Here is a 23,661-nt window from a genome sequence, read left to right on the forward strand (position 1 = left end):
AGTAAAAATTAGGTTTTATTAATAAAAATCAATTGCTGTAAACGAACGTTTCAGATTAAATAGGTGTAGAAGAGTTTGATAAAGATAGATATTCGTATTTGGAATATCAACGAGCTAAGGTGCTCGTAATGAGAATTAAAAGCCCTTTATAGGCTAAAGGGCTTTTAATTTTTTATGAAAGAAGAATTACCAGCTTGAGCGGAATATTTTATGTGCACCAGATGCATTATAGGCGCTGATGTAGATCCATGGGCCTAATTCTATACCGCCTAAGGTGTAACCGGCGGGCAATGCAAAGCTTTTAAAAGTAGTGCCGTCATTGGTTGATAAATTGAAAGTTCTGCTGCCATAAGCCACACGTAAGCCGGCTGTTTTTACAACATTACATGCTTCATTGCTCACCAGGGTCCAGAACTCACCTTGATACATAGATCTATACAAACGTTGATTGGCTATGTCAGGAGTTGATACAGGACTAAAAGCGCAATAAACACTATAATCAGTTATCTTGAAGAAGTCTTTGTAACCTTCGTCGAAATGATAGATCCCGGTAAAAGAACTGTTTGAAGGATACCAGGATGTCCCTTTATCAATTGACGTGTAAAATTTAGTAGCGTTGTGCGATGCGGTGTTTTTAGCAGTATCAATAGCGAACATATACTTGCTGCCGGGAAAACTAATAAAGTAATCCAATTGAGTGGATTGAGAATTGGTTGTCGCGGTCCAGACTCCCCCTGCATCTAATGAAGTGTACGTAGTTGAGCCGGAAACCAGCATAAGCCTTTCACTGGTGCTTACAATACCGGTGAAGCCTTTATCCGGGTTGCTTTTATCCGGGTTAAGTTTTATCCAGTTTATACCATCTGTTGACTTGGCTACACCAAGGTTACTGGTTACATAGAATGCCGTTCCGTCCTGGCTTAATAAGTTAATCACCAGTTTTTTACTTTTGTTAAAAGGCAGGTTGTTATAAACGTTGGTGAATGTTTGGTTGTCACTACTGTAATAAAGATAGGCGGAGTTTAAACTGCCGGTGAATAATAAACCAGTCCTCAATGAGGCCATTTGATTAATGTTTTGAAGGCTTGAAGAAGAATAAATCTCCTGCCATTGAATATTAGGATATGGCTCGTTAACAGTAAACGGCGCATTATCAGTTGATGTTTTGCCGCTAACAGTTACTGTAACCCTGCCGGAAGTAACACCCTGTGGTACAATTACCTTAAGCGCTGTTCCTGCAGCAGTAAGCACATTTGCCTGTATTCCGTTAAATCTTACAATGTTGGCAGCTGGTGTACCGGCAAAATAATATCCTTGAATAATGATCGTGTCGCCGGTCCTTCCCTGGTAAGGCAAAAGGAATTGTACCTGCGGAGTGTTCAGGTAAGTAAATACCGGGCCTGTAACCGGTGCAGACGAACCTACGGCCACCGTTACGTTACCTGTTGAGCCATCCAACGCCGCTTTAACCTTAATTTTTGTTGGAGTTGCCGAAATAACAACAGCTCCTGCATTGTTAAAGCGGACTCTGTTGCCGTCAATTGAGCTGTTGAAATTGGTCCCGTTAATGGTAACAGTATCACCGGCCCTGCCGCTGGTTGGGCTGATAGAAGTTATTGTTGCCGGCGATGAAATTGTAAATACAGGCCCGGTTATTACCTCATTGTCTTTTACTTTTAAGGTTACTACACCTGTTGTAGCCCCGGCGGGTACTATTACTTTAATAATGGTAGCTGTGGCCGATGCAACTTTTGCATCGGTTCCATTAAATTTAACAACATTGTCTGTTAAAGCGGTGCTGTAATTGGTACCAGTAATGGAAACCGTATCGGCAACGTATCCGCTTAGCGGAGTTATATTTTCAATAGTCGGTTTGCTTACAACAGGTGTTGGATCGGTGATTTGTGATTTTGGTTTTGTATTGGTTGTGAAATCGTTTATGGTGTATGAGCCGGTAGCCGTGAATGATTTACCTGCGGCGTCCATAAAAGTAACATTGAATTTTATGGTAGCTGTATTACCGCTTAAAGAAACAGTGATACTCCCCGAAACAGCATAATAAGTATTGCCCCCGGTTATATATTGCACATAGCTTTGTACTACGGAGTTAGTAACAGCATTGACTTTTAAACGAGGGTTGCCCGGATTTGATGAGGTGCCGGTTTTTTTGTTGATAACAGCAGTCCCTGATTTAAAATCGTTAACAAAAAAGATGATCTTGCTTCCATTGGTGTTTAAAGTTGCCGTGGTGAGTAGGGCCTTTATATCGTCGCCGCTTGTGGTGTAGTAAATTGAAGAAAAATTAGTAGCATCAAATGCATAATCAGTATTATCAATTTTTGCGGTAAAATCTGCTGTAGGCTTGGTTGTTATATCGTCTTCTGGTTTTTTGTATTTGGAGCAGGATACGCCTAATACAACAAGTAAAAGCAAAAGGCATGAAGCTTTGAAATAGTTTTGTAGAGATATATTCATATTTGTGATATTTCGATAATTAATAAGGGTTAGGTTGGTAAGCTTTGGGAAGATTACCGCAACTATTTAAATACAAATAGCTGATATTGCTTATGGTACGTAAAAGCGCGGTCACATGTTACAAGAGCAAAGCGTACCGAAGGTGTATTGTACGCTTTGCTCTTGTGTTTGTAAGTATATTTTACAGAAATTTAATTAAGATATAATATTGATGTTAATCATCAAATCGCTCTTTTAAGAACTTGCCGGTGTAGCTATCCTTTTGTTTCAAAAGATTTTCGGGCACACCTTCAAATACAACTTTACCGCCACGGTCGCCGCCTTCGGGGCCGATGTCTATCACCCAGTCGGCACATTTGATCACGTCCATATTGTGCTCAATAACAATGATGGTATTGCCATGATCAAGCAGGGCATCAAATGATTTCAACAGTTTTTTAATATCGGCAAAATGCAGACCGGTAGTAGGCTCGTCGAAAATAAATAACGTTTTGTTGGTATTGTTACCTTTCACCAAAAACGACGCCAGTTTAATGCGCTGAGCCTCGCCACCTGATAAGGTATTTGACGACTGTCCCAATTGCACATATCCTAAGCCAACATCAACCAATGGTTTTATTTTAGCGATGATCTTAGGCTCTTTGGCAAAAAATTCAACGGCTTCATCAATGGTCATGTTAAGGATATCCGATACATTTTTTTCTTTGTACTGGATATCTAAAATATGCTGCTTGAAACGATGGCCTCCACAGGTTTCGCAGGTAAGGAAGATATCGGCCATAAACTGCATCTCTATCTTAACTTCACCTTCGCCCTGGCAAACATCACAGCGACCGCCTTCAACGTTAAATGAAAACGCAGATGGTTTTAACCCCGCAGCTTTTGCTGCCGGTTGGCCGGCATACAAGTTCCGAATCTCATCCCAGGCTTTAACATAAGTAACCGGGTTTGAGCGTGATGAGCGGCCTATCGGGTTTTGGTCAACCAGTTCAACCTGTTCAATTTTGCCATAATCGCCATCAATAGCATCGTATGAGCCTGTTTGCTCACCCGAATAATTGCCCAATGCCTTTTGAATGGCAGGGGCAAGGATCCGTTTTACCAAACTGGTCTTACCTGAGCCAGATACACCGGTAACAACAGTTAGCACACCTAACGGGAACTTGGCATTTACATGCTTAAGATTGTTTTCGCGCGCGCCTTTTATTTCAATAAAATCATGCCATTTGCGGCGGCTTGCGGGGATGGCTATCTCCTCCCGGCCGCTCAGGTATTTGCCGGTTAAGCTTTTATCATCCTTTATAATTTCATTATAAGTGCCGGTGAAAACCAGTTCGCCACCATGGGTACCTGCTTCGGGGCCAATATCTATGATATGGTCTGCCGCCTTCATGATCTCTTCCTCGTGCTCAACAACCAATACAGTGTTGCCTACATCGCGGAGAGATTTTAATACGGTGATCAATCGTTGGGTATCGCGGGGGTGTAAACCGATACTTGGTTCATCCAATACATAAACCGAACCTACAAGGCTGCTGCCTAATGAGGTAGCCAGGTTAATACGCTGCGATTCACCACCCGATAATGTGTTGGATAAACGGTTGAGCGTTAAATAGCTCAAACCTACATCATTTAAAAAGCCAAGGCGGTTAGTTATTTCCATCAGCAGGCGTTTGCCAATTTTGGCATCGGTTTCGCTCAGTTCAAGTGATTTAAAAAACTCGAATGCTTTATCCAATGGCATCAATACCACGTCGGTAATTGATTTTTCGCTGATCTTTACGTAGGAAGCATCTATCCGTAAACGGCTACCTTTGCACTCGGGGCAGGTAGTTTTACCCCTGTATCGCGATAGCAAAACACGATACTGGATCTTGTATGTTTGCTCTTCCATCTCCTTGAAAAACTCATCAAGGCCACGGAAAAACTTATTACCAGTCCAAAGCACTCGTTGTTCTTTTTCGGTTAGCTGGTTATATTGACGATGGATAGGGAAGTCGAACTTTAAGGCATGTCTTACCAGTGCATCGTTCCATTCGCGCATTTTTTCACCGCGCCATGGGGCAATAGCACCCTCGTAAATGGATTTGCTTTTATCTGGTATTACCAAATCTTCATCAATGCCAATTACCTTGCCGTAACCTTCGCATTTTTTGCAGGCGCCATAAGGGTTATTAAAGCTGAAGAAGTTTGGAGTTGGTTCTTCAAACTTAAGCCCGTCAAGCTCAAAACGGTCACAAAAAAAGCGCTCATGCTCGGTATCTTCGTCGGGTGACTGGAAACGCACAAAGCAATCGCCTTTGCCTTCAAAAAACGCAGTTTGTATAGAGTCGCCTAAACGGCTAACGGTTTCGTCTTCCTCGTTTTTGGTAACACGGTCAACAACAATGCGTACAACGGTTTGCTGATCGGCCTCTGTAGTTTCTGCTATAGCTTTTTTTGCTTTAGTCTTTTTGATTTCAACTACGGGCTCGGCAGCCATCAAAGGAACGTTTTCTACCGTTTCGTCCTCTAACAATGATTCGATGCGTGAAAGTTTACCATTATATTCAACACGCACAAAACCTTTTTGCATCAGCACCGCAAGCTCCTCTTTAAGGCTCCGGTTATTGTGCGGGTGCAATGGGGCAAGAATAGTTACCTGGGTTTCATTGGGCAACGAAAGCACAAAGTTCACCACATCGGTAACCGAATCTTTTTTTACAATATTGCCCGAAATGGGCGATATGGTTTTACCGATACGTGAAAAAAGCAACTTCAGGTAATCGTAAATTTCGGTTGATGTACCAACAGTTGAGCGTGGGTTTGAGGTGATTACCTTTTGCTCAATGGCTATGGCAGGTGCAATACCTTTAATATAATCAACATCGGGCTTATTCATTCGGCCCAGGAACTGGCGGGCGTATGATGAAAGGCTTTCCACATAGCGGCGCTGGCCTTCGGCATATAAAGTATCGAAAGCGAGCGATGATTTGCCCGAGCCCGACATGCCTGTAACTACCACCAGTTTATTTTTGGGGATAGCCACATCAAGGTTTTTAAGGTTGTGTACCCTTGCGCCTTTTATGATAATATGTTTTTGCGGATCTTTTTCTGCTTCTTTACTCATTCTGTTGCATTAGTTCGTAGTTCATGGTTGATAGATCATAGCTTGTTTGTGGGGTTCACAACAAATAAAATACCATGAACTATGATCCGTTATCCATGAACTTTTTGCGAATGCAAAAATCCTAAAAAATTTAGCAGAATCCAAATGAGTTTTGATTGTTTATTGGATTAAACTACGTGAGATATTGGAGTTTACAGTTGGCTGACTTTTGAAAGTTTAATGTTGTTTTAACAACTACTTTTTAAAAAATTTATTTTGGTGAATGATTAAACCTTCGGTATTAAAAGTCAGTCTAAAGAGAGCTAACCAAATAAATGATTGTTTATTCACTGGTTTTGCCGATTAAATAGTAAAGTTGAGCTTTTAAAAAAAATTTTATTTGTTTTTTTGCCAATAATTTATTTTATTTGGAGAAACAAATCTTTAACCCCTAAGGAGCACGCTATAGAATACACTTTACTTTAAAAGGTTTTAACTAAAAATTAAGTTTAAGTAGTACTTTCTATGGATTTTCAATTGAAAAGTGATCAGGATCTAATCCATCTTTACGTAGCCGGCGACGAAGCCGGTTTAGTAGAATTGATAAGGCGTTACCAATCAAAAATATATACCTCAATTTACCTGCTGGTAAAAGATGAATACCTTGCTGAAGATATTTTTCAGGATGCATTTATAAAGGTGATCAATACCCTTAAAGCCGGTAAATATAACGAAGAAGGTAAATTTTTGCCCTGGGTAACCCGTATTGCACATAACCTGGTGATTGACCATTTTCGCCGTGAAAAACGTGCGCCAATGATCAGCAATGGCGATGATTTTGACATTTTTGAAGTACTTGGCAACTACGACGAAAGTACCGAAGATAAAATGGTAAGGGATCAAACCCATAAAGATCTTAAAGCGCTGATTCAGTTGCTTCCGTCCGAACAGAAGGAGGTACTCATTATGCGCCACTTTGGTGATATGAGCTTTAAAGAGATTGCCGATATTACCGATGTAAGTATCAATACTGCACTTGGCCGTATGCGTTATGCGCTTAATAATCTGCGCAAAATGATGCAGAGCAAGGAGCTTAGTCTCAAAAATTAAGGTTAACCAAGCCTATATAAAAGGTTAGGGTATTATTGTTTAGGTTAAATTGAACAATAATATGCTAACCTTATTTTTTGCACCAAATTTTGATAAGTTTTCATTAACTGTTGATATAAAGTCGCTTACTGTTGCAAAAGCGTGATCCCGGCCTCTCAGGCCTGAATTTCCCGAAATAAAAATTTCATTTAATTTTCATTTAACAAAATATTATCTTTAAGCCACCGTTATAAACCATATAAAAATTATAGTAAAATAAGCTTATGGATGAAACCTTTACAAAAACGTTGAATGCATTAGCTAACGAAGCTGAAATGAACAGGAATGCACAAGAAAATCTGGACGCCGACGAAGTGATTTTTTACAATTCAATTCGTACTGATTTAGACCTGCTGATCAGGAAACCTAAAGTGCAAACCATACACCAGATTCTGGATTATTCAAAAAGCTTACGTTAGTATTTATTGCAGATTCCCCTACTGGTTCATAGATCATAATTGTTGAGAAGGTTGCCGATGCGAATCGTAAGAGCCTAAGCCCAATGAATGATTTATGAACCTTTCTATTTTTAAGGTAGCCTATAGTTGATAGATCATAGTTCATGGTTTTTTATTGCAGTTAATATCTATACTTTTGGAAATGGATTATGATTGCATCAAGCCTGAAGTATTTTGCTATGATCCATGAACTATCAACCATGAACTAAAAATGCTAAAAGCCGAACGCTACCGCCATTTTGTTGATTATTTTTCTAAAAACCAGCCTAACCCGGTTACCGAACTTCATTATAATAACCCGTTTCAGTTATTGGTAGCTGTGATACTTTCGGCACAGTGTACCGATAAGCGAATTAACCAGGTAACACCTGCATTATTTGAGCGTTTCCCAACTGCACAGGATCTGGCGGCCGCAACATCCGACGAGGTTTTCTCTTACATCCGGTCTGTAAGTTATCCTAATAATAAGGCTAAACACCTGGTGGGCATGGGTAAAATGCTTATAGAGGTTTTTAACGGCGAAGTACCTGCCGGGATAGAAAATCTGCAGAAGCTTCCTGGTGTAGGCCGTAAAACAGCCAATGTTATTGCCTCGGTTATTTTTGAAGAACCGGCTATGGCTGTTGATACGCATGTTTTCAGGGTGGCTAACCGCATTGGCTTAACCAATAATGCGCGAACGCCGCTGGCTGTTGAAAAGCAACTGGTTCAAAATATTCCCAAAGAATACATAGCAGTGGCGCACCACTGGCTGATATTACATGGCCGGTACATTTGTTTGGCGCGTAGCCCTAAATGTGATGTTTGTCCGCTTACCTGGTTTTGCCGGTATTATGAGCGTAACAATACAGAAGCCGCGCTGCAAAGAGCCGAAGCCGCTAAAATTAAAAAAGCCAAAGAAGCTAAAAAGAAAAAGGAGCTTAATACTATAGCTAAGGAGTTAAAGAAGAGGAGTGTGGAGAATGGTTGATTAGGTGAATAGTTGCTTGTCTTTACCTATGCTAACCTGATCAACTACTCACTTAATGAACTATTCACCATAGAAATAAATTACTAAAAAAATTAGTAATTGTAAAAAATGTAATTATATTTGCTTAAGAAAATAAAACGATGGCTAATACAGATAAAAACAGCGATAAATTAAAGGCATTACAGCTTACGTTAGATAAGCTGGAAAAATCATACGGTAAGGGCACCATCATGAAACTGGGCGAATCCGTAGTGGAGCAAACTGAGGTTATATCAACAGGCTCATTAGGCCTTGATATTGCTTTAGGTGTTAATGGCTTACCTAAAGGAAGGATCATTGAGATCTACGGTCCGGAATCATCGGGTAAAACAACCCTGGCTATTCATGCTATTGCCGAATCGCAAAAAAATGGTGGTATTGCCGCATTTATTGATGCAGAGCATGCTTTCGACCGCTTTTATGCCAAGAAATTAGGGGTAGATGTGGAAAACCTGTTGATCTCTCAACCGGATAATGGTGAGCAGGCACTGGAAATTGCTGATAACCTGATCCGCTCGGGTGCTATTGATATTTTAGTTATCGACTCTGTTGCGGCGTTGGTTCCTAAAGCCGAGATAGAAGGTGAAATGGGCGATTCAAAAATGGGCTTGCATGCACGTTTAATGTCACAGGCGCTACGTAAGTTAACCGGTACCATCAGCAAAACCGGATGCTGCTGTATTTTCATTAACCAGCTGCGCGATAAGATTGGTGTTATGTTTGGTAACCCTGAAACTACAACCGGTGGTAACGCATTGAAATTTTATGCTTCGGTACGTTTGGATGTACGCCGGATCTCACAAATTAAAGATACTGATGAGGTTTCTGGTAACCGTGTAAAAGTTAAGATAGTTAAAAATAAAGTTGCACCTCCGTTCCGTGTAGCCGAATTTGATATCATGTTTGGCGAAGGTATTTCAAAAGCGGGTGAGATCATTGATCTGGGTGTTGAATATAACATCATTAAAAAGGCAGGTTCATGGTTTAGCTATGGCGAAACCCGTTTGGGCCAGGGCCGTGATGCTGTTAAGCAACTGATCCTTGATAACCCTGAATTACAGGAAGAACTGGAAAATAAAATAAAAGAAACTGTAACCGGCGAAAGCATGGAAGAAGTGTAAGCAGTGATATATATATTAAAGTGATTTAATAAACAGAAAAGGGTTTCCGATTGGAAACCCTTTTCTGTTTATCTTAGTTTTTGTATTCAAATACAATACTGTATTATATAAATTTTAATCAATTGTTATTCTTGAATTGTGTAAAATGGCAATCTACATCGTCAAGCAGGTCGATAAAATACTTAAATGATGCAGATGTTTTATACATAATTGACGGATTATTTTTTATAAATAAATCTACGCCATCAGCACGCTTGTTATAAATTCCTTTAACTTTTTTTATCATGCTTGTCCCATTTATTCCGTCTGTTTCAGAAGGCTTTTTCGACTTGTTAAGACAAAATGTTTTCCAATCTGATATAATCCAATTTTCTATCATTCTGTCCGCAACTCCTACCCTGATATCATCATTTTGAAAATCTTTCTTTAGACCAGCTGTTACTTGTGATGCAAAATCTTTGAATGAAATATCTCTGTCTTCTTTGTCAATAAGAATTACTATGGGATAGTATCTATTGTTCAGTATCCTAATTAGACTTGATATTTTTGAACAAATAGCATTAACCGTTACAGATCTACCGTTTAAATCTGTTCTTTGTACAGGACTTCCAGGACAAAGCCTCTGTACAATTTTTAATTCTGTAAAACCGTCAACTATAAATGCTGGTCTACTCATGAGCTAGGCTGTTGTTAAAATAGAAATAGCCAATCCCAAATCCGGAATTTGCTATTTCGTCTTTATAAATGGATATGTTTTTGATTCTCCGGGCTATTGTTCTGCCTTCTTTTAAATCGACAATTATTATTTCTTCCGGTTTAGCATGGTTTAATAATGACTCACTATGAGTCGTCATTAAGACAAAGGACTTAGTCTTTTTTTCGTCAATATGATCTCTCATTATGTTGGCAATTTCTGCCTGCATCCACGGATGCAAAAAATTTTCGGGCTCCTCTATTGAGAATATTGTTTTAGATGTAAGTATCCCTGTAATCAGTGTTAGCCATTTAATTGTGCCATCAGACATCGAAGATAAAGGAAGAACGGCCTCGTATTCACCTGTCTTAATACTGATTTTAGTGACCAAGGTATTATTAAAGGGATCATTGTCTACCTCTAAAGCAGTTATAGTAGAGTTTGCTAATTTTAGGAATGAGATGATTTTATCTAATGTTAGATGGCTATATTGGTGTTGATCTTCGCTGAAAAGTATATATGGGTCGTAAATGTCGACCTTTCTATTTGATCGATTTTTTTTCATCGCATATAATGTAGTAGCCAACCCTGAGCCATCCTTTTTTATCCCAGGAGGGGTGGCTGAATCTTCCAATTCCCTTACTTTGCTAGGAACAATGTTAAATGTCTCTCCACCCTTTAGGTCAGTCATTATGGCGTGTTGAAATTCACTAAACATAAGAGCGCCACGAATTAGACAGTAGAATAATGGTTTTTGATTAGTTACAAAGCTTCGGTATCTTTGTAAATCCTCGCCGGCTAGTAAGTTTTTGCTAGCAAAAATTCTTGATCTCATTTTCTTTGGGTTGTAACTCTCAATTTTTAGCGTTGTTTTCAAATCATCATCTGAAGTGAAACCGATATCCAAGTCCCATTTAGGGATGTCTTTAATTTCTGATAGATCATCGCTAAGTTTATTTGTTATATATGTTTTTACGTGTTGATTAGTGAAATACACATTGTCTTTTTCAAAAGAAATTTTTATTGTGAACGAATACTCATATATTACAAATAATCTCTTTTCGACTTGGTAAAATCCATTTACTGTGGCGGTTATTGACTTTCTATAATCCTGTTTTCCAACCTTTTGAAATATGGCTCCTGCCCCACCTACTGAGCTCACTGCTTGACCAACCTGATAATTTGCGATATAGGAAAGAAATTCAAAAAATAAAACAATATTGGTTTTCCCAGCACCATTGGGCCCTACAAGGATATTTAACCCTTGTTTAAGTTCTAAATTAAAATCACTAAGGGATTTAAATCCGTCGACTTTGATATGAGTTATCATGATTGATTTAGTTTAGAACTAAATATATTACTAAATTTTTCAACTTAAAAAATGCAATATCAGATTCTATTTCGAAACATGCAATCGGTGTTTTCACCGTATTTATCACAACTAGTAGATACTTGGCAATATCTAAGACGAAATTCTAATTATTTATAAATAAAGACCTAAAATCTTTGAGTAAATTGATATATACTATCTTTAAGCCGTCAAAATAAATCGTTTTTTAATTATTAATATAAACTATGGGATCATCGAAAGAGATTGTTACGAATACGTTTGCCGCAGGAGGTATTACCATGAATGGTACTAATCCCTGGGATGTACAGGTACACAATCCTAAATTGTATGATCGCCTGCTTGCCGGTGGCTCATTGGGTTTTGGCGAAGCTTATATGGAAGGCTGGTGGGATTGTGACGCGTTGGACGAATTCTTTTTCCGCGTGCAATATCACCGGGTTGATAAAGCAATTCCCCGCGATTTAAACACCCTTAAATATTTCCTAAAAGCAAAATTTACCAATCAGCAAACTAAGTCGAAAGCAAAAGAAGTTGCTTACAAGCATTACGATATTGGTAATGATTTGTTTGAACATATGCTTGATAAGCGTATGATGTATTCTTGTGCTTATTGGGAGAACGCTGAAACGTTGGATGAAGCCCAGGAAGCCAAGCTTGATCTGATCTGCCGCAAACTAAAGTTGGAGCCTGGCATGCGTATGTTGGAGATTGGCTGTGGTTGGGGCGGTTTTGCCAAATATGCTGCTGAGAAATATGGCGTATCGGTAGTAGGCTTAACTATCTCTAAAGAGCAGGCTGTCCTCGCGCGCGAAATCAATAAAGGCTTACCCGTTGAAATACGACTGGACGATTACAGGGATATTAATGAAAAGTTCGACAGGGTGGTATCCATTGCTATGCTGGAAGCTGTAGGCTATCGTAATTACAGAACCTATATGGAAACAGTAGCCAGGAACTTAACCGACGATGGTATCTTTCTGCTGCATACTATTGGGGGCAACTACTCTACCAAAGTTACGGACCCCTGGATTGATAAATATATTTTCCCTAACGGCATGTTACCATCTGCCGCGCAGCTTTCAACCGCCTGGCAGGGTTTGTTTGTGCTTGAAGACTGGCATAACTTCGGCGTGTATTACGACCGTACCTGTATGGAATGGCGTAAAAAATTTGAGCAAAGCTGGCCGCAGCTTAGTGCTAAATACGGCGACACCTTTTATCGCATGTGGCGCTATTACCTCAGCGCCAGCGCAGCATCTTTCCGTTCAAGAAAAAATCATTTGTGGCATATCGTTTTAACTAAACCTCAGCATTTGGGCATGTATAAATCTATCAGATAAGGCTGCCTCTTCTACATTAAATAAATGGCGTAAAAATACGTATTCAATAAACGTGTTTTTACTTACCTGAAAATCAAGTATTTGGATTTACTTTAATTTATTTCAGTAAAATCCTAAGTACTAGCCTTATGTTGCCATCATACCTAAAGTGGTCTGTCTGTTTTTGTCAAAAAGGCATACCGGTTTTATTCCTTTCATTATTATTAAGCGGCTGTTATACAGCGCGGGTTGAGACTAAAGCCCAGGCCGGCACGGAAGTATCATACCAAAATGTAAATTTCTTTTTTTGGGGAGCTATTCAAAGTCCTAAGCGGATTGTTACCCCTATATGTGATTCGCTTGGCGTTAATGGCATGGCTGAGGTTACGGTGAAAAATAACTTTGGTTATTCGCTGCTTACAGTGATCACGTTGGGTATCTGGAGCCCTGCAAGGGTTGAGTGGAAATGCGGTAAACCTTGTGCCAAAGAAGGCGTAATTGGTAAATAGCTATGAAAGTTATTAAAACAGGAGTGAGCAGCTGGGAGAACCGGCACGAAACTTTTATTGAGCAAATAAAAGATTTGTATGAACTGGGTAATGAAGACAACCTTGATGCGCTTGACAGTTACAATGATGCCACCAAAGGGTTGCAAAATATTATAAAGGAAGCGATAGAAACCGATACTCCACTACGATCATTGGGAGCAGGCTGGTCATGGACAAAAATAGCCACCGTTAAAAATGGTATAATGCTGGATACCAAACCACTTAATACAAAGTTCACTGTGGCGGACACCGCCGTAAGCCCCGCTTACGCTGGTAATAAGGAGCATTTACTTTTTGCACAAAGCGGTAACGGCATTTGGGAACTTGGCGCTTTTCTGAAAAACAGGGGACTGTCACTTAAAACTTCCGGGGCCAGTAATGGGCAAACTATAGCCGGTGCGGTTGGCACGGGAACTCATGGTTCGGCGTTTGACTTTGGCGCTACGCCGGATTTTGTGGTAGGGCTACATATTGTTGTAAGTCCCGACAGGCATATCTGGCTGGAAAGAGCTTCGGCTCCCGTTGTGGCACAACGGTTTGTTGATCTGCTGCAAACCGAACTGGTACAGGACGATGAGCTTTTCAATGCCGCGTTAGTGAGTTTCGGCAGTTTCGGGATTATACACGGTGTACTAATGGAAACTGAGCCATTGTTTTTATTAGAAACTTATGTGCAACGATTGTCCTATGACGCAGAATTGCAGGGTATGATGGAAACGCTGGATTTTAGTAACACTGATAAATTGCCACGTGGTAATGAGCGCCCTTTCCACTTTTCGGTATTACTTAACCCGTATGACCTGGATAAGGGAGCCTTTGTAACTACGATGTACAAGCGGCCTTATCGTACCAACTATCAGCCACCTGTTGATAACGCGGCGGGGATTGGGCCGGGCGATGATGCTGCCAGCTTTATAGGCACTATTACCGATGCTGTGCCTGCTTTAATTCCTGTTGTAGTTACCAAGGTATTAAATGCCAGTATGACAACGAATAGTGATCCTCACTTTGGTACGCTCGGCGAAATTTTCAATAATACCACTTTAAGAGGCAAGTTGCTAAGTTCGGCCATAGGCTTCCCGGCCGAACTTTCGCCCAAAGTTGCTGATTTGATGCTGAAGATCAATAAGGATATAGGGCCTTTCAGCGGCGTGTTTTCGTTCAGGTTTGTTAAGCAAACAAAAGCCACACTGGGCTTTACCAGGTTCGATCATACCTGTATCATGGAGCTGGATGCGCCACTGTCCGACAAAGCATACAACTTTTACACCCAGGTATGGCTGATGCTTGAGCACGAAAATATCCCCTTTACATTTCATTGGGGTAAAGCCAATGAAGTTACACCGGAGCGCATCGAAAGAATGTACGGAGAAGCGGCAACCCGTTGGATTAATGCCCGGAAAACCCTGCTCAACGCTGATTGCCAAAAAGTTTTTACCAATCAAATTACACAGCAATGGGGGCTGGCCTGACATATCGAATTTGTTTGAAGGCGGTAACCTGTTACCTGTTGTTTTCGTGCTGCACAACGGAGGGGGCGAAAGCCCAAACCACGAAACAGATCATCGATGAGATAAAGGCGATAAACAGTAAAGTAACCAATTGGCCTAATAATAACGGGCAGGGGATGCTGATCTCCAACAAGGCCATGAACATTTTCCTCTCCAATAAAGTGAGTTCTTACCTCTCGGGTAATGAAGATCTTTCTTTGTACAAAAACTATGTTGTTATCAATGCCGCCGAAGGTGCGATCAGCATCAACCACAATTTTCATCAGCCGGTGGATAGTGACGATTGGGTGAGATCGTTTGTAATAGTAGGTGCACGGGTAAATATTGCAAACGCTTATTCGGCAAAAACTGCCAACAGGTATTATGATAATCAGTTGGGTTTTACCATTCAGAAAACATGGATGGGAAAACCCAGAACTTACTATGCCGCCAATGGCAATTTTAAAAAAGAAATGGACGCTGCCCGCGCGTTGATAGTAAATACACTTGCCCAAAGTGTCAATAAAAAAGCTGAAGAGTTTGAGCGATCCCTTAGTGCTTTGAAACAGGATGACGTGCCGGGACAAAATATCAATGAGGTTAAAAACAAACTCCGGAAAACTTTTTATGCATCGCTCCGGGCAGATTATCTGCAGCAGTTTTCCGAACAGCAGTCGGAGCTGATGGTTAATACCGGCAATTATAATCTGATAACCGATAACTGGACAAGCTTAGGCATTTACATCCCTGTTATTCCACAAAAGTATATGGTAAGCGATGATGTTAACGCGCGGGTTAACAAACATTATAACTACCCGTTCGAATTATTTGTAAGTCATACCCGCTTTTGGGAAAGCCCTAAATTAGGCAGGTTATTTTTAACTTTTGCCGGTAAGGGCTTTGTTAATAATTCAGTACAAAGCGGGTCACTATTCAGCGCTGATGTAACAGGGGAGCAGGGAATGGACGGAGCAAATACGGTCACCATCAATAAAGGTGACCGGTACGTAGGCCAATATAAAAACTTTGTGACACCTGTTGCGTCAGGTAAGCTGGTGTATATCCCTTCAACATCGCATGTTGGCATCAGTTTCCGCATCGAAAAAAACTGGGGGACTTATAAAACGTTAAACTCTATTATAGGCATCCCCATTGTTTTGATAGATAAAAAAGGTGTGCCCGCCATAAATTTTGAGGCACAACTCTTACTTCAGGACATGAATAATTCCTTAAAGGATACCCGCCTGCCTTATAATAAAACAGCAATCGGGTTAACTGTGGGGATTCCGTTTAGTAAAATAGTTTATTAAACCGGTTTGCTCATCTCCTCCAGCACCGCTCTTTTTAATGCCCAGATATAGCCGGTATGCAAGCCATCATGAAATGGAACAAAACGGACGGCTTCTTCAATATTACTAAGTGTGACACCATAACGGGTAGTCATTGGTTGATAATTTGCGAAAACGCCTGCGTGGTAATCTTCTTCTAACTTATCGATAGTTGAAATAAGCAGTTCTTTAACCTCGGCAATATCATCGGCATTGACAAAGCCCTGTGGTTTGGTTTCGGGGCGGTAAGGAGTGTAATATTTGTCATCTACCGCGATAGGTACTCCCGCACGGGTATAGCAAATGCCCTGCTGGCCCGAAATCATATGCGCCAGGTTCCAGATTAGGTTGTTGACATATCCGGTAGGGATATAGTTAAGTTGTTCGGGGCTAAGGTCTTTTATAACGTCAAGCAGTGTCAGACGTGGTTTTTTAATAACCTCAAATTCTTGTTTCATTTTATATTGGAAGGGTTAAGGCTTTACAGCTGCGCTAAATTATGAAGATTGTGGTATGTTTTTCGTCAAATTATCACATCGCAACCGTCAACGTTTTATGGCTTATATCTTTTATTATACCTTTGCCCATTCATTTACTCATCCATTTTAATGCAGGATACCTCTTTAAATACCGCGCCGGTAAAATATAACAAACCCATCATTTATTTTTTACTGTTGTGGGCTTTGCTAAATGCCGTACAGGCTTTTACGCTCGAGATTCATGCCGATGAAGCTTACTACTGGGTTTACTCGCGTTTTTTAGATTGGGGATATTATGATCACCCGCCTATGGTGGCCGTTTTCATTAAAGCAGGCTACAGCCTTATGCATAATGAGTTTGGTGTAAGGCTTTTTACGGTAATCAGCACCACGGCATCCTTGTACCTGATGTGGATGATGTTAAAGCGTTACAGGGTTGATGCAATTAGCTTTATACTGGTGGTTTCGGGCATCTTTGTATTCCACATCTATGGCTTTACAACCACCCCGGATGCGCCATTGCTTTTTTTTACTGTACTGTTCCTTTATTTTTATCAGCAATATATTGAAGAGGATAGTTTAAAACTTGCCCTTATTTTGGGTGTTGTGATTGCCTGCCTGCTATACAGCAAGTATCATGGCATTTTACTGGTTGCTTTCACGCTTGCATCTAATATTAAATTACTCAGGCGCGGGTCTTTTTATGGGATCGTGCTGCTGGCGCTGGCTTTGTATGCGCCGCATATTCTGTGGCAGGTAAACCACGACTATCCTTCAATAAGCTATCACCTTAGCGAGCGCTCGGCTGACGATTACCAATTGGACAACACTTATCTATATCCATTGGGGCAGTTGATAATGGCCGGACCGCTGATTGGCTGGTTTCTTTTTTATAAGGGGTTTACGGCCAAAATACAGGATGTTTTCACCCGCACCCTGCTCGTGAACAGCATCGGCATTTTAGCATTCTTTTTCCTTACTTCCTTTAAAGGCGAAGTACAGCTTCATTGGACACTGATTGCCTATGTACCACTAAGTATGCTGGTACTTATCAGTTTTGCCAGGTCAGCGGGCAAACCTTTATGGTTTAATCGTTTGGCTGTTATAAATGTAAGCCTGATTTTGCTTGTACGTATCTGTATTATCTGGGGGCCGCCCTTTTTGCTGAAGATTGATGCCATGAAAAGCTTCTTTGGCTTTAAAGACTGGGCACACCAAATTCAAAAAAAGGCGGGGGATAATTATGTGATATTTTATGAAGGTTTTCAGGATCCTTCCAAATACAATTTTTACAATAATACTACTCGCGGGCTGGCCTATGATTCACGCCATTATCGCCGTACCCAGTATGATATATGGCCTATAGAAGACAGCCTTCAGCATAAAAAAACTTATTATGTGCTGGACGTCTGGCTGCCAGGCGTTACAACCGACTCGATCAATGTATTTGCCGGCAAATGGTACGGAGGCTGGGTTGATGATACGCGCACCTATCAGCGGGTTGAATTTGAGACGCTTGCTCCTAAAGAAGCCGTTAGTCCGGGGCAAAAAATAGATTTCGATCTTACGGTTAAAAACCCTTATCCATTCGCCATTAATTTCAGCAATAAAGATCAAAAGCACCCTGTGTTTTTTGAAGCCTGCTTTTTTAAAAAGACCGATCAGATCACTATTCAAAAAGCAGACGAATCTTTTCACAATATTTCGCTGAAGCCGGGCGAAAGCACTCATTTTAAATTTAACGTAACAGCACCAGAGCAACCTGGCAGATATCAACTCATTTTTTCATTGCGTACCGAACCTTTTTTTGGCGGACGTAACAGTAAGAGCATCAACATTACAGTAAAATAATAAATCAACTATGTTTAAACGGATATATCTTTTAGTCTTTTTCTCGATCATAACCACCGCTGCTGCTCTTGCACAGGGCAGTCTTGATATTCATTTTAATGGCTTAGGTTTCATGGATAACCGTGAGTACAAGGATTTTGTTGCCCGCTCGCGTACTTATTCGGGCGTACGTACAGCGCTTGACCTTGGCCTAAACGTGGATAGCCTGAACCACTTCATTGTAGGTGTTAACGGTATTCACGAATTTGGCGCTAAACCATATTTTTTAAAAGTGAACCCGGTAGCCTATTACAGTTTTACCGGCAAAAACTGGCTATTCAATGCCGGTGCCTTTCCGCGTGAAGGTTTGCTGGATGATTATCCACGGGCCTTATTGAACGATACTTTACGCTACTATCGCCCCAATGTTGAGGGCTTGTTAACACGCTTTCATAATGATCATTTTACAGAAACTGCCTGGATTGACTGGGTGAGCCGCCAAACAGTTACCGACCGTGAACAGTTCCTGTTTGGTTTTTCGGGTAAGTACCGGCCGAGCCTGACCGGGCCGTTTTATGTATCGCATTACTTTTTATTGATGCATGATGCCGGGGCGGAAGTATTGCTGCCTAATGACCATATTCAGGATAACGGCGGCGGACAAATAAGATTAGGTTTAGACTTCAGTCATAAAACCATTTTAGATTCGTTATCTATTGAAGCGGGTGCCATGACATCATTTGAGCGGGTTCGTGGTGTTGATGGTTTCAGGACACCAACCGGCTTTGTGGCCAATGCCTATTTAAGCTGGAAACGTTTTGCGTTGTTTGATGAGTTTTATAAGGGCCAGGGCAGCCATATTATTTATGGCGACGCGTTTTTTGAAAAGAAAACTTATAACCGTTTGGATATTATTTACACGCCGTTTTTATACAAGCGTGTAAAAGGACAGTTCATATTGAGCCTGCACCAAACGCCGGGCTACAGTAGCAACCAGGAAGCCTTCAGGGTAACGGTTGACCTGGGCCGGCAGACTTTGGTAAGGTTTAAAGATTAGTGAGTGGAGAGTAGGTTGATTAGGTGAATGGTTGCCTGTCATCTGCTACTCGTAAGTATTTTTAAAGGACAGATCCTGCAACTTCTGTCCTGAAGGAGACGCATGTGATGCGTCTCTACAATAATGTTAACCTTTATAACACACATATATCATCCATGCAATTAAAAAAACAACTATTAATTTTTGCAGTACTATTGCTTGCGGCACCTGCAAAGCTGCTTGCACAGGACAACCAGTTTTCGGGCTGGGCGGCTATTTTCCACAGCCAGAAATTATCCGAACATTGGGGCTATTCGTTCGACGGGCAATTGCGCTCACACGATGAGGTAAGTTATCTGAAACACATCCTGCTTCGCCCTTCGGCTAATTATTACTTTGCTAAGAATAAGGTAGGGGCATTAGGCTATGCCTACATAGCTACCTATGGTCGTACTCCTGACAATGAAACAACTTTTCGTCCGGAGCACCGCATCTGGCAGCAATATACCTACACCCATAAATTGACCAAACATATACAACTGGCACACCGTTTAAGGCTGGAGCAGCGCTTTTTAGGAAACACAGCCGATAATAAGAACGATCGTTATTTCGCCCAGCGTTTCAGGTATTTTGCCCGAGCGGTGATCCCTATGAAACCAGATTCGGACGTGTTTACTGAAGGTACTTTCCTCGCCCTGCAAAACGAGGCCTTTGTAAATGTGCAAAACAAAAACAAAGTGAATAAACACTTCTTTGATCAAAACCGTGCTTATGTGGCCGTTGGGTACCGCTTTAGCAAAGCATTTGATGCAGAGGCGGGATATTTGAATCAATATATAAAACAAGCCGATGCCTATGTGGTAAACCATGTAGCACAGTTGGCTTTTTATACAAGGTTTTAACCTCAGCTAAATCCTCTCCAAAGGAGAGGACTTTAAAAAGTCGGTCAAAGGATTGCTTGACAAACAAGAAAACCCCTCGTGAGAAATTATTGTGTAAACGCCTTAAAAAGAAATGTCATTTCGATGAACCAGTGGGAGGGTTTGTGCGCCGGAGGTGAGGAGAAATCTTCTACGCCCTGCTTTTACAAGTATAGTTATAGAGCCGGATGTAGAAGATTCTCTTTCGCTCCATCGCTCAGCCCACACTACTCTATCGAAATGACATTTTTTAAGATGTATGCATAAAAAAACCTTGCCAATATCACTGGCAAGGTTTTTTTGTGAACAATGATGGGCGAGGCGATTAACACATCATTTCTTCGCCTGCGCAATTACCTCGTTATTTAAACGAACATACTCATTTGTTTTCATATCGGTGGCCATTTTTACACCTTCCTGGGCTGTGGTTATGGCAGCAGCTTTATCACCTTTTCTTAATAGGATCCGCGCTTTCCATAATTTAGGGACAAACGGAGGGAAATTCTTGTCTTTCTCCAGTTCAGTTGCCCAGGTTAAAGCTTTGTCCATGTCTTTATTGTTGTTGTAATAATAAATCAAAGCTTCATAGTATGGCTTTTTATCTGTATTCATGGCCGAATCAATTCGGGCCATTACTTTGGCATCGATATCGGTGGTCATGTGAACCGTGAAGCCGCTATGCTCCCACATCATTTGTAAATCGCAGGTTGTTGTTGTTACGTTTGTAAAGGCGAGGGTCATGGTTTCTGTTAAAGCCTTAAGGTGTTCGGTTTTAACTTTGAAACGCACAAAGTCATCAGCTTCTTTATACATGTACGCGCCCCATTGCTTAGGCTGTTTGCTGAGGATGATTGTCCACTCGTTTTCGCCGGGGATGCTGAACAGGCCGTACTCGCCTGCCGGTATTTTGTTGCTTTCCATACTTACATCATCGGTAAATTTAATTACCGTGGCCGAATTAGCACCCGTGCGCCAAACTGTTCCGTAAGGCTCCATGCCTCCAAATATTTTGCGGCCTCTTACATCGGGGCGGGAATAAGTCAGGCTGATTTTTCCGAGGCCAAAGTCCTGTACAATACTTTGTGTTGAGCTGGGTTGAGGGGTTAACTGCGCATAGGTATTCGTCGCAGTAAGGGCCATCATGGCGATGGCACAGATCAGTAACTTTTTCATGATTTTCGGTTTTAGTGGTGGTGGAATATAAAACGCTGTATTATAATTGGTATGCTATTTTTTATCTGCGGTAAATGTGCCTGCGTCAACATCCTTCAAAAAGGCGATGAGGTTCTTGAAATAATTTTGCTGATCATCATACATGCTCATATGGCTACCGTTGGGGCACAGGTAAGTACGGCTGTTAGGCAATAAACGGCCCTCTTTTTTCATATCTTCCGGGTTCATTTCATCATGTACCCCGCCTAAAACAAGGATTGGGGTTTTTATATCCTGCAGTTTGTCCCAAAATTCCCATCCTTTAAAATTGCCGGTTACGTGAAACTCGTCAACGCCCTGCATTTGTATGTATATGGTATGGTTAGCTTTTTTAAAGGCACGCCATAGTGGTTCCGGCCATTTATCTAAAGGAATCCGGCAGATCACCTGCGAATATAGCTTGTTCATGAGCAGGTCATTGTATTGCGGCGAGTCGTATTGTTTAAGTTTATCCAACGAATCAAATACTGCGATATCGCGCTGGGTGAAGAATTTCTTTTTCAACGCTGCAGCATAGGTAACATAGCCTTTAATTCCGGCTGTCATGTTTGATAGCACCGCTCCCTTAACGTGCGACTGGTATTTATGCAGGTATTCCATAGCCAGCATACCACCCCATGAATGGCCAATGAGGTAAAAATTATCCAGTCCCAAACCCTTACGCACTTCCTCCACCTCCTCAACATAGCGGGGAATGTTCCATAAAGAGGTATCGGCAGGTGCATCAGAATTACCGCAGCCCAACTGATCATAGTAATAAAACTCGATACCTTCCTTGGGCAAAAAGTCTTCATAGCATTCCATATAATCGTGCGAAAAACCCGGGCCGCCATGCAATAGCAATACTTTTATTTTGCCATCGCCAACTTTTTTCGTCCATACATTATATTTTCCGGCAACTTTGATCATTTTACTGCCCCCGGTTTTTACTTCGTAGGGAGTGTTTGATGGTTCGGCGGAGGTGTCTGCCGCTGTTGGTTTTGATGGATTATTGCATGCGCAAAAGCAAGCAGCAATCATAATGAAGAATAGCTTTTTCATGGTTAGCGATAGGAATGGTGGAGTGTTTCTTTTGTATAAAGATACTAAGAAGCGGGATAAAAATAGTTTCACAAATACTGTAAAATAAAAAGCGTCATTGCTCTGTTACTGCAATGACGCTCCCTATTATTTTTTAATTGTTTTTACTTTCTGCCGGATAGAATTTAGCCGGAATCTATATCCTCTCAATATCCCCGCTGCCGGCTTTTGAGCTTGAAATATTTTTAGCCCCGCCGGTATAATGAACATCGCCTGAGCCACTTACTGAAGCATCAATTTTATTGCTGGCGTTGATGGTAGCATCGCCCGAACCGGCTATGTGTACCTCGGTATTAATGGTGATCAGGTCGCGGGCGGTGAAATCACCCGAACCTACAACATTTACTCTTGAATTATCCGCACGGCCCGAAAGTTTCATGTCACCAGAGCCCGAAATGCTGCTATCCAGGTTTTTTACGCTTAATTTGCCCAGCATATCACCCGAGCCAACTACTTTTAGTTTTAATGAATTGGTGGTGATCCCTTCTTTAAAATAAACATCGCCCGAACCGGCAACGTTAATGCTGGTCATATCTTTAGCTACAACGTGAACAATCATTTTGCGGTTGCGGCCAAAACTCCAGTTATCCCAACTGGTGCCTTTTTTACTGTATATCTTCAATACGCCGCCCTGCACTTCGGTAATGATCTTGTCGATAACATCTGAAGGCGCCTCAACTTTTACCGATTCATTTGATCCCTGCGTAAAGTAAACATCAAATGAGCCGGCCAGGTCAATAGCGCTGAAGCCAGATAAATGACGGTCTTGCGTGGTTTGATCAGCATGTTTAACAATTGGGTGTGATGGTTTCGCGATGGTGTAACTTGTGGTTGCTGCTGCCAACACTGTGGCTAATAATATTTTTGAAATCGATTTCATGACGGTTGTTTTAGTTTCGTTTTCAAATTAGACGCCGGTGGGGTACGGAAAGTTGCACGGGATTTGGATTTTTTTGTGGAGTTGGTTTCGGTGAGTAGTTGATTCGGTTGATTGGGTGAGTGATTGGTTTGATTAAGTGAGTAGTTAAAGCGGACACCGGCTTTACAGATCAACCTTAATAAAAACAAAAGACT

General features: G+C 41.2%; 19 protein-coding genes. 11 read left to right on the forward strand and 8 right to left on the reverse strand.

Annotated elements, in window-relative coordinates; all coding sequences use genetic code 11:
* Nucleotides 1–186: 186 nt before the first annotated feature.
* Both ACEN9X_RS15520 and uvrA read right to left on the reverse strand, forming a co-directional pair.
* Nucleotides 187–2,475 (reverse strand): IPT/TIG domain-containing protein, encoded by a 2,289-nt coding sequence (locus tag ACEN9X_RS15520; RefSeq protein WP_413666009.1) that lies wholly within the window; start codon nt 2,473–2,475, stop codon nt 187–189.
* 214 nt (nt 2,476–2,689) lie between these two features.
* Nucleotides 2,690–5,584 (reverse strand): excinuclease ABC subunit UvrA, encoded by a 2,895-nt coding sequence (uvrA, locus tag ACEN9X_RS15525; RefSeq protein WP_413666010.1) that lies wholly within the window; start codon nt 5,582–5,584, stop codon nt 2,690–2,692.
* Between the two features lie 504 nt (nt 5,585–6,088).
* Between uvrA and ACEN9X_RS15530 the strand changes: the two genes are divergently transcribed.
* The 4 genes from ACEN9X_RS15530 (at nt 6,089) to recA (ending at nt 9,300) form a co-directional block, all read left to right on the forward strand.
* Nucleotides 6,089–6,673, forward strand: a complete 585-nt coding sequence (locus ACEN9X_RS15530) for an RNA polymerase sigma factor (RefSeq protein WP_090534404.1) — start codon at nt 6,089–6,091, stop codon at nt 6,671–6,673.
* Between the two features lie 263 nt (nt 6,674–6,936).
* Nucleotides 6,937–7,131, forward strand: coding sequence for a hypothetical protein (locus ACEN9X_RS15535; RefSeq protein ID WP_413666011.1), 195 nt, complete (start codon nt 6,937–6,939; stop codon nt 7,129–7,131).
* 250 nt (nt 7,132–7,381) lie between these two features.
* The gene (gene nth / locus ACEN9X_RS15540) at nt 7,382–8,140 is read left to right on the forward strand and encodes an endonuclease III (RefSeq protein ID WP_413666012.1); all 759 of its coding nucleotides are present in this window, start codon (nt 7,382–7,384) and stop codon (nt 8,138–8,140) included.
* Between the two features lie 140 nt (nt 8,141–8,280).
* Nucleotides 8,281–9,300, forward strand: coding sequence for a recombinase RecA (gene recA, locus ACEN9X_RS15545; RefSeq protein WP_091219222.1), 1,020 nt, complete (start codon nt 8,281–8,283; stop codon nt 9,298–9,300).
* Between the two features lie 118 nt (nt 9,301–9,418).
* Here recA and ACEN9X_RS15550 read toward each other — a convergent pair whose 3' ends face one another.
* Both ACEN9X_RS15550 and ACEN9X_RS15555 read right to left on the reverse strand, forming a co-directional pair.
* Nucleotides 9,419–9,976, reverse strand: a complete 558-nt coding sequence (locus ACEN9X_RS15550; protein WP_413666013.1) for a hypothetical protein — start codon at nt 9,974–9,976, stop codon at nt 9,419–9,421.
* A complete protein-coding gene (locus ACEN9X_RS15555) occupies nt 9,969–11,324 on the reverse strand; it encodes an AAA family ATPase (protein WP_413666014.1) in 1,356 nt (451 codons plus the stop codon). Before ACEN9X_RS15555 ends, ACEN9X_RS15550 begins: the two co-directional genes overlap by 8 nt.
* Before the next feature lie 245 nt (nt 11,325–11,569).
* On the opposite strand from ACEN9X_RS15555, the gene cfa reads away from it, so the two are divergent.
* The 4 genes from cfa (at nt 11,570) to ACEN9X_RS15575 (ending at nt 16,012) form a co-directional block, all read left to right on the forward strand.
* Nucleotides 11,570–12,685 carry a cyclopropane fatty acyl phospholipid synthase gene (cfa, locus tag ACEN9X_RS15560; RefSeq protein ID WP_413666015.1) on the forward strand — a complete coding sequence of 372 codons (1,116 nt, stop codon included), beginning with the start codon at nt 11,570–11,572 and terminating at the stop codon, nt 12,683–12,685.
* Nucleotides 12,686–12,813: 128 nt separating this feature from the next.
* Nucleotides 12,814–13,173 (forward strand): Bor/Iss family lipoprotein, encoded by a 360-nt coding sequence (locus tag ACEN9X_RS15565; RefSeq protein WP_413666016.1) that lies wholly within the window; start codon nt 12,814–12,816, stop codon nt 13,171–13,173.
* Between the two features lie 2 nt (nt 13,174–13,175).
* Entirely contained in the window at nt 13,176–14,684 is a 1,509-nt protein-coding gene (locus ACEN9X_RS15570; RefSeq protein WP_413666017.1) for an FAD-binding protein, read from the forward strand.
* Nucleotides 14,685–14,698: 14 nt separating this feature from the next.
* Nucleotides 14,699–16,012, forward strand: coding sequence for a hypothetical protein (locus tag ACEN9X_RS15575; protein WP_413666018.1), 1,314 nt, complete (start codon nt 14,699–14,701; stop codon nt 16,010–16,012).
* Here the strand turns inward: ACEN9X_RS15575 and ACEN9X_RS15580 are convergent.
* Entirely contained in the window at nt 16,009–16,488 is a 480-nt protein-coding gene (locus tag ACEN9X_RS15580) for a DinB family protein (protein WP_413666019.1), read from the reverse strand. The two genes, ACEN9X_RS15575 and ACEN9X_RS15580, sit on opposite strands and share 4 nt — an antisense overlap.
* Before the next feature lie 150 nt (nt 16,489–16,638).
* On the opposite strand from ACEN9X_RS15580, the gene ACEN9X_RS15585 reads away from it, so the two are divergent.
* The 3 genes from ACEN9X_RS15585 to ACEN9X_RS15595 all read left to right on the forward strand — a co-directional run bounded on the left by ACEN9X_RS15585 (nt 16,639) and on the right by ACEN9X_RS15595 (nt 20,277).
* Entirely contained in the window at nt 16,639–18,360 is a 1,722-nt protein-coding gene (locus tag ACEN9X_RS15585; protein WP_413666020.1) for a glycosyltransferase family 39 protein, read from the forward strand.
* A 10-nt stretch (nt 18,361–18,370) separates the two neighbouring features.
* Nucleotides 18,371–19,396, forward strand: a complete 1,026-nt coding sequence (locus ACEN9X_RS15590) for a hypothetical protein (protein ID WP_413666021.1) — start codon at nt 18,371–18,373, stop codon at nt 19,394–19,396.
* Nucleotides 19,397–19,551: 155 nt separating this feature from the next.
* Nucleotides 19,552–20,277, forward strand: a complete 726-nt coding sequence (locus ACEN9X_RS15595; protein WP_413666022.1) for a DUF2490 domain-containing protein — start codon at nt 19,552–19,554, stop codon at nt 20,275–20,277.
* A gap of 351 nt (nt 20,278–20,628) precedes the next feature.
* Here ACEN9X_RS15595 and ACEN9X_RS15600 read toward each other — a convergent pair whose 3' ends face one another.
* From ACEN9X_RS15600 to ACEN9X_RS15610, 3 genes are all read right to left on the reverse strand, one after another.
* On the reverse strand, nt 20,629–21,468 hold the full coding sequence (locus ACEN9X_RS15600) for a DUF2911 domain-containing protein (RefSeq protein ID WP_413666023.1): 840 nt from the start codon (nt 21,466–21,468) through the stop codon (nt 20,629–20,631).
* A gap of 54 nt (nt 21,469–21,522) precedes the next feature.
* The gene (locus tag ACEN9X_RS15605) at nt 21,523–22,548 is read right to left on the reverse strand and encodes a proline iminopeptidase-family hydrolase (protein ID WP_413666024.1); all 1,026 of its coding nucleotides are present in this window, start codon (nt 22,546–22,548) and stop codon (nt 21,523–21,525) included.
* A 175-nt stretch (nt 22,549–22,723) separates the two neighbouring features.
* Nucleotides 22,724–23,467, reverse strand: coding sequence for a head GIN domain-containing protein (locus ACEN9X_RS15610; RefSeq protein WP_413666025.1), 744 nt, complete (start codon nt 23,465–23,467; stop codon nt 22,724–22,726).
* Nucleotides 23,468–23,661 lie beyond the last annotated feature (194 nt).

Origin of the sequence: Mucilaginibacter sp. Mucisp86 (assembly GCF_047324315.1) — a bacterium.
Lineage (GTDB): Bacteria > Bacteroidota > Bacteroidia > Sphingobacteriales > Sphingobacteriaceae > Mucilaginibacter.